Source organism: Allocoleopsis sp. (genome assembly GCF_036703385.1).
Taxonomy (GTDB): Bacteria; Cyanobacteriota; Cyanobacteriia; order Cyanobacteriales; family Coleofasciculaceae; genus Allocoleopsis.
Map to the genome: position 1 here is coordinate 1 of NZ_DATNPA010000089.1, position 6,834 is coordinate 6,834.

Annotated in this window: 5 protein-coding genes and 2 pseudogenes; 4 read left to right on the forward strand and 3 right to left on the reverse strand. The window is 47.6% G+C overall.

Annotated features, from left to right (window positions below):
* A pseudogene (locus tag V6C93_RS04535) lies at nt 1-658 on the forward strand (ATPase); the annotation flags it as partial.
* 15 nt (nt 659-673) lie between these two features.
* Here the strand turns inward: V6C93_RS04535 and V6C93_RS04540 are convergent.
* Nucleotides 674-982, reverse strand: a pseudogene (locus tag V6C93_RS04540) (DUF29 domain-containing protein); the annotation flags it as partial.
* A 187-nt stretch (nt 983-1,169) separates the two neighbouring features.
* Nucleotides 1,170-2,867, reverse strand: a complete 1,698-nt coding sequence (ribBA, locus tag V6C93_RS04545; protein WP_333475462.1) for a bifunctional 3,4-dihydroxy-2-butanone-4-phosphate synthase/GTP cyclohydrolase II — start codon at nt 2,865-2,867, stop codon at nt 1,170-1,172.
* Nucleotides 2,868-3,077: 210 nt separating this feature from the next.
* Here ribBA and argC point away from each other — a divergent pair, with 210 nt between their 5' ends.
* The 3 genes from argC (at nt 3,078) to V6C93_RS04560 (ending at nt 6,493) form a co-directional block, all read left to right on the forward strand.
* Complete coding sequence (argC, locus tag V6C93_RS04550) at nt 3,078-4,136, forward strand: N-acetyl-gamma-glutamyl-phosphate reductase (RefSeq protein ID WP_333475463.1); 1,059 nt, start codon at nt 3,078-3,080, stop codon at nt 4,134-4,136.
* Nucleotides 4,137-4,265: 129 nt separating this feature from the next.
* Nucleotides 4,266-4,910, forward strand: coding sequence for a TetR/AcrR family transcriptional regulator (locus V6C93_RS04555; RefSeq protein WP_333475464.1), 645 nt, complete (start codon nt 4,266-4,268; stop codon nt 4,908-4,910).
* The gene (locus V6C93_RS04560; RefSeq protein ID WP_333475465.1) at nt 4,907-6,493 is read left to right on the forward strand and encodes a DHA2 family efflux MFS transporter permease subunit; all 1,587 of its coding nucleotides are present in this window, start codon (nt 4,907-4,909) and stop codon (nt 6,491-6,493) included. Before V6C93_RS04555 ends, V6C93_RS04560 begins: the two co-directional genes overlap by 4 nt.
* A gap of 50 nt (nt 6,494-6,543) precedes the next feature.
* Here V6C93_RS04560 and V6C93_RS04565 read toward each other — a convergent pair.
* Nucleotides 6,544-6,834 (reverse strand): FAD-dependent oxidoreductase (locus V6C93_RS04565; protein WP_333475466.1); only part of this gene is annotated, 291 nt, incomplete at its 5' end.

The following is a 6,834-nucleotide window of genomic DNA, read 5'->3' on the forward strand; positions in this document are numbered from 1 at the left end:
CCAATCAGAACAATTTGCGGGTCAATATAAAGCAGAATTTGAGAGCTATTATATTTTATTTAAACAAATTGCAGAATTGTCTCATGCCAGTCGTTTAGTATTGATTACTAGCGAACAACCAGAAGATGCAATCACGACTCGTCATAAATTCACCCGTTGCCTAAAACTCGTCGGTTTGGGAGAGTCTGCTAAACAAATATTAAGGGATAAAGAACTGTTAGATGAACAGATGTGGGACACCTTACTTGAAAAATATCAAGGTCATCCCTTATGGTTAGAAATGACAGCAACAATGATTCAAGAATTATTCGCTGGCAAAGTTACGGAATTTTTAGCTTATCCTTCCTTAATATTAAGTAATGTGATAGCATCTCAACTCAGTCGTTTGTGGATAAGATTATCCGATTCAGAAAAACAGGTAATGAATTATTTGGCTAAACAAAAAGATGCCGTTACTTTGAGCCATGTTTTACAGGAAATATCTCATCCTCCCACAGAATTATTAAAAGCTATACAATCCTTAAAAAGACGCTGTTTATTAGAAGATACGCCAACTTGTGTTGGTGCAATTAATGTGGAAAATTATCGAGCTGATCTACTGAAAATTAATCCAATTTTCAAAAATTATCTCATTTCTCTCCCCTTGTTACCAACTTGAACTCGAAATGTCGCTTAACTCCAATGTATCCATGCGCTGAACGCGAATCGTATTCAGCCAACTACGGCTGCGTTTTGTCGGTTGGTATTCCCACTTGAGTAAATGTCCCATCAAAATACTGAGGGGATTTCGCAGTTCTGCCCGTTGCTGTTTGCCCAACGATTCAATTTCCTCAATCAGATTTGGCAGGTCAAGTTTACTCCAGTGATGATTCCGCAGGAGTTCAGCCTGTCCCTGTGTCCAGGCATAGAAGTCAGTTTCATAGAGCGTGTTGACCGTTGATTCCGACTGAGATGGGTTTGGGTCGAACTGAACCCTAGGCAGTACCAATCCTATGGCTCGCATTCTAGAACACCGATTCAGTAATCGCCGAAACGACGATTTTTCGTAGGGGCAGGCACGGAGGCACTGCCCCAAAATCCTGACGGGGCAACCACGGGGGGTTGCCCCTACCATTAATGAATTGATGTTCTAGAGCCTATCTGCTTTCCTGGAAGTAGAAGCGAACAACTTAACCTATCTCTTCATCTGCTTCCAAATGCCGCTCAAAACTGTAAATTTTTTGCGTCGTTAAATGATCACAAATAGATGAAGGTTGCTGCGTAAGCGAGAATGTCTGTCGGTCTAGCTGAACTTGCAAGCCAATCATCGGATCGACACCGGAAGAGACCAAAAATTCCAGCCGTTCCACTTGACGCCATCCACTTAACTCATCCAGAATTTTGGCGATCGCTTGCAAGTAGGGATGATTGGAGTCCTTGTACCAATCCGCTGCCGCCAGGTTAGCTTGGTCAAAGCCAATATGGACAATTAAGGAGGGTGTACCGAACAGCGCGATCGCAACAGGTCGTGCCTCCTCCTGCAATAATAAATGCTGGCTATGCACCAAATACCGCAGTTTCTCTAAGCGTTCGTAACGCTTTTTCACTGGCTGGGGGGCGTCTTGCCATTGCACGGCAACCGTAACCAAATACGTCTGCAACAGCATATGACCTAGCTTTTGAGCCTTGGTTGCTAGGTAGGTGGAATTGTAATCATTCGCTTCAATCAGCAGTGGCACCCGGTCTACTACCTCAATGCCATAACCCCTCAATCCAGCGATTTTACGGGGATTGTTGGTAATCAAGCGAATTTTTTTCACCCCCAAGTCATTGAGCATTTGTGCGCCCATCCCATAATCCCTTAGGTCGGCGGGGAATCCTAGGCGTTCGTTTGCTTCGACTGTATCCAGCCCTAAGTCTTGTAAGGAATAAGCCTTTAACTTATTAATCAGACCAATTCCCCGCCCTTCTTGGCGCAAATACACCACCACACCCTGTCCTGAGTTCTCAATCATTTTCAGCGCGGCTTCTAACTGCATCCGGCAGTCACAGCGTAATGAACCCAATCCATCACCTGTTAAGCATTCCGAGTGCATCCTCACCATGACTGGATTATCTTTAAACTCGGCGGGGTTGCCCTTGACGATCGCAACGTGTTCCGAATTATCCAGGGTGTTGCGGTAGGCATAAATCTGGAAATTGCCAAAAATACTAGGTAATCTCGCGATCGTCTCTCGATAGACGAAGCGATCGTACTTGAGGCGGTAACTGATTAAGTCCGCAATACTGATAATTTTGAGTTGGTGGTGCGCCGCGTACTCAATCAACTCGGGCAGGCGTGCCATTGAGCCATTAGGATTTTGGATTTCGCAAATCACACCGGCAGGGTATAAACTTGCTAGTCGTGGCAGATCGATGGCTGCTTCCGTATGACCTGCCCGTTTTAGCACCCCTCCCTCCCTAGCACGGATGGGAAAAATGTGCCCCGGACGGCGCAAGTCTTCAGGTTGAGTTGATGGATTAATGGCAATTTGGATTGTCCGTGCCCGGTCTTCAGCCGAGATGCCGGTGGTGACGCCTAGGTGCGGCGCGGCGTCGATGCTTACCGTGAAGGCAGTCTGGTTACTGTCAGTGTTTTTGCTGACCATTAACGGCAAATCCAAGGCATCAAGGCGATCGCCCGTTAAAGCCAGACAAATTAACCCTCGTGCTTCTACCGCCATGAAATTAATCATGTCAGGCGTTGCAAATTGAGCGGCGCAAATTAAGTCGCCTTCGTTTTCCCGGTTTTCGTCATCTACCACGACCACAGCGCGACCGGCCTTGAGGTCTGCCAGGGCATCGTCAATCGAGTCAAATTTAAATAAATCGGTTTCAGGCGATTCCACGTCCAGTTTGCGAGCGATAACCCGTAAAGTTTTCTAAAGATTGTTTCTACTCAATTGTATCCCGTTTGTTTTAGCACGGGAGTTGTGGAGGTTGTTAGAAAAATTCTTATAAATACGCCCTAATTTCTACCACCAAAGTTCACTTTTGATACTAAAATGCAGCAAATGTTAATCCATTTTTCGTTTTAGCTCTTTTAGGAAAGAAATATCATGGGTGATTTAGGACGCCTGCCCGTAGGCATTATTGGGGCTTCAGGCTATGGCGGCGTGCAACTTGTACGGCTCTTGATGGATCACCCAGGAGTCGAGGTGGTGTACTTGGGGGGAGATAGCAGTGCGGGAAAGTCCTATTCTGAAATCTACCCTCATTTAGGCCACTGCGTTGACCTGACGATCGAACCGATTGATTTAGACCAAGTGGCGTCGCGCTGTCAAGCTGTTTTTCTTTCATTGCCCAATGGCTTGGCTTATCAGATGGCACCTATCCTGTTGGCCAAGGGATGCAAGGTTCTAGACTTATCAGCAGATTATCGCTTTAAGAATCTAGAGACTTACAAAATCTGGTACGGTGGGGAGCGGCAAGACCAGGAAACCGCAGCTTTAGCTGTTTATGGTTTACCTGAATTATATCGCGATCGCATTGCCGAAGCTCAGCTGGTTGGATGTCCAGGTTGCTATGTTACAACAAGCTTATTAGCCCTAGCTCCCTTATTGAAACAAGGCTTAATTGTCCCTGAAACAGCTATTATCGATGCCAAATCTGGAACATCGGGTGCTGGACGCACAGCAAAAACCAATCTCTTACTCTCCGAAGCCGATAACTCCCTAGCGCCCTACGGGGTAGCACGTCATCGGCATATTCCAGAAATAGAGCAAATTTGCAGCGATTTGGCAGGTCATGAGGTCATGGTGCAGTTTACTCCCCACCTGATTCCGATGGTGCGGGGACTCTTGGCAACCGTTTATGCGACTCTCCGCGATCCTGGCTTGGTTCGAGAAGATTTGATTACCATTTATACGGCCTTCTACCGCGCCTCTCCGTTTATCCGGATATTGCCTGCTGGCACTTATCCCCAAACTAAGTGGGCTTGTGGCACTAATGTTTGTTATATCGGGGTAGAAGTCGATCCTCGGACTGACCGGGCGATCATTATGTCAGTCACCGATAACTTGATTAAAGGTCAAGCGGGACAAGCGATACAGTGTCTGAATCTAATGATGGGTTGGGAAGAAACCCTGGGATTGCCTCAGCTCGGTTTTTATCCTTAGACTTTCCCCTCTCCCTTTTACTCCCCCTCAAAGAAGCATAGCGTTGAGGGTTTTTTTGAGACTCTAATGCAAGTAAGTGCTTACATTACATGTAAAATAAAATGCAAGTAAGTACTTACATGTATAACTATGGATCATTCAGTTCAAAGGGCTGCACAAACTCGCGCCCGAATACTGAAAGCTGCTACAGAAGTTTTTGCAGCCTCAGGTATAGCGGGAGCTACCACGCGTGAGATTGCCCGTGTGGCTGGAGTGAACGAGGTAACCCTATTTCGTCATTTCCAGAATAAAGAGCAACTCCTCGCTGCTGTTGTTCAGCAAGTCACGGCGTTGCAGGCAGAAGCTCTTGCCAACCAAGATGAGTGGACAGGTGAGCTGCAAATCGACTTATCACACTATGGATGGCTCTATAACAACATGCTGGAGGAGCATGAAGCCCTAGTTCGGATGTTTATTGGGGAAGCTAAGCGACACCCCGAAGCCGCGCTTCAAGTCCTTCGGGAGACAGTCCAGCCCTTGCGCGAAAAGCTAATGGCTTACCTGCGCAACGGCATTGAGCAAGGAAAAATTCGCCCAGATGTAGACCTGTTAACGGCTGTAGATATGTTTACGGGAATGCTACTTTCTGGAATGCTGCGTAGTAATACTATCCCACTACCACGAAGCTATAGTCGCGATCGCTACATCGAGAGTTGTGTCGATCTGTTCGTGCGCGGGATTAGCACGTTGCCCGTGCATACAGCCTATTCCTCTACTACCTCTACAGCACAATGACAAAGAGTAACACTTCAACTGTTACTAAGTCGGGTTACGTCACTGGTTCTCGAAAGTGGGCGATCGCATTTACAGCTTCCCTAGGAGCCATCCTGGAAGTGATTGACACTAGCATCGTCAACGTTGCCCTGACTGAGATGCAAGCGAGTCTAGGCGCAACCGTGGGCGAGATTGGTTGGGTTGTGAGCGGATATGCGATCGCCAACGTAATTCTGATTCCCTTGAGCGCTTGGCTAGGAGAGCATTTTGGCAAGAAGAACTACTTCATCTTTTCACTTGTTGGCTTCACCATCGCTTCAGTGATGTGCGGTTTGTCTTTTAACCTCCCAATGCTGATTATTTCCCGTATTCTTCAGGGATTATGTGGAGGTGGCTTACTCGCAAAAGCTCAGGCGATTTTGTTTGAAACCTTCCCTCCCCATGAACAAGGTCTCGCCCAGTCTGTGTTTGGTGTTGGAGTGATTGCTGGGCCTGCCATTGGCCCAACCTTAGGAGGTTTCCTCACCGATGGTTTAGGCTGGCGTTGGATCTTTTTTGTCAATATTCCTTTTGGTATAGTCGCGGTTGCAATGGCTTGGGTATTTTTGCTCAATGATAAGGTTCGGGACAAAAAGCAGAGTACAGCCGTTGACTGGTGGGGAATCGCCCTTTTGGCTATTGCCGTAGGTAGCATACAGACCTTTTTAGAGGAAGGGGAAAAGGAAGACTGGTTTAATTCAGGTTTTATCACTACCCTCGCCATCGTTGGTGTCACTGGATTAGGGTTATTCATTTGGCGAGAACTCAGTACCGAACATCCTGCGGTTGACCTGCGAGTACTGCGTCACCGTTCCCTAGCGGCTGGGAGCGTTTATTCAGGAATTCTTGGTATGGGGCTGTATGGAGCGCTGTTTGCCGTGCCGATTTTTGCTCAGAGCATACTCCACTTTACGGCGACGCAAACCGGACTATTACTGGCTCCAGGGGCGTTGGCTTCTGCGATCGTGATGGTTCTCTTGGGCAAGATATCGACTAAAGTTGATGCTAGATTACTGATTGCCAGTGGTGCGATTGGCACGGCATTAGTCATGTTTCAACTGTCGGACATCACCCCACAGACGGGCACAGACGAACTATTTTGGCCCTTGGTTTGGCGTGGAGCGGTGACTGTTCTGATGTTTCTCCCGTTGAGTCTAGCGACTTTGGGCCCGCTGCCTAAAAAAGATGTATCAGCAGGCTCTGGCTTCTACAATCTCACCCGTCAACTGGGAGGCAGTGTCGGAATTGCTGCACTCACTACCTTGCTTACGCAACGGGAGGCATTTCATCGAGCGATGCTGCTAACCAATGTTACTCCTTATGATTTAGCAACAAATGAGCGTCTAGACTTGCTGACAGGGGCGCTTCAGGCTCGCGGGATGGATGCTACTACGGCTCATCAACAAGCTCTCGCCTTGGTGAGTCAGGCGGTTAGTCAACAAGCGGCTGTTCTATCTTTTGCGGATATCTTTCGGGTGGTGGGAGTGGCGTTTCTTTGTTCAATGCCCCTACTGTTGTTTTTGGGTAAAGGTGGTAAAGGGGCCAAAGCACCAGCCGCTCACTAGTGTAGGCTGGCTGCAAATCCGTTATAGTAAGCCTTGGAAAACCAGCAGCGTCACAATATCGAGATTTGGGCGCGATGTTTTAGCATCACTTGTTTGGCAGCGCGTACACCGCTGAGAAGGGCTCCATGTACAGTTCCTGGGTTCTGTCGGTTAGTTGCCTCACCTGCAAAAAATAAGCGTTCTCCTACTGGGTCAGCCAAAATCTCGTAATCGCGACCGCTAGCCCCCACGGGGATGAAGGAATAAGAACCACACGCAAAAGGGTCGCTTGCCCAACGAGTCACAATGGCTTCAGTTGGTTCTGGTATAATCGTTCCATAGATTAATCGCAGGGAACGCAA

What these genes read in the sequence shown, in the direction of transcription:
- V6C93_RS04560 (WP_333475465.1), top strand. Translation starts at nt 4,907, where the DNA reads ATGACAAAGAGTAACACTTCAACTGTTACTAAGTCGGGTTACGTCACT.
- V6C93_RS04555 (WP_333475464.1), top strand. Translation starts at nt 4,266, where the DNA reads ATGGATCATTCAGTTCAAAGGGCTGCACAAACTCGCGCCCGAATACTG.
- argC (WP_333475463.1), top strand. Translation starts at nt 3,078, where the DNA reads ATGGGTGATTTAGGACGCCTGCCCGTAGGCATTATTGGGGCTTCAGGC.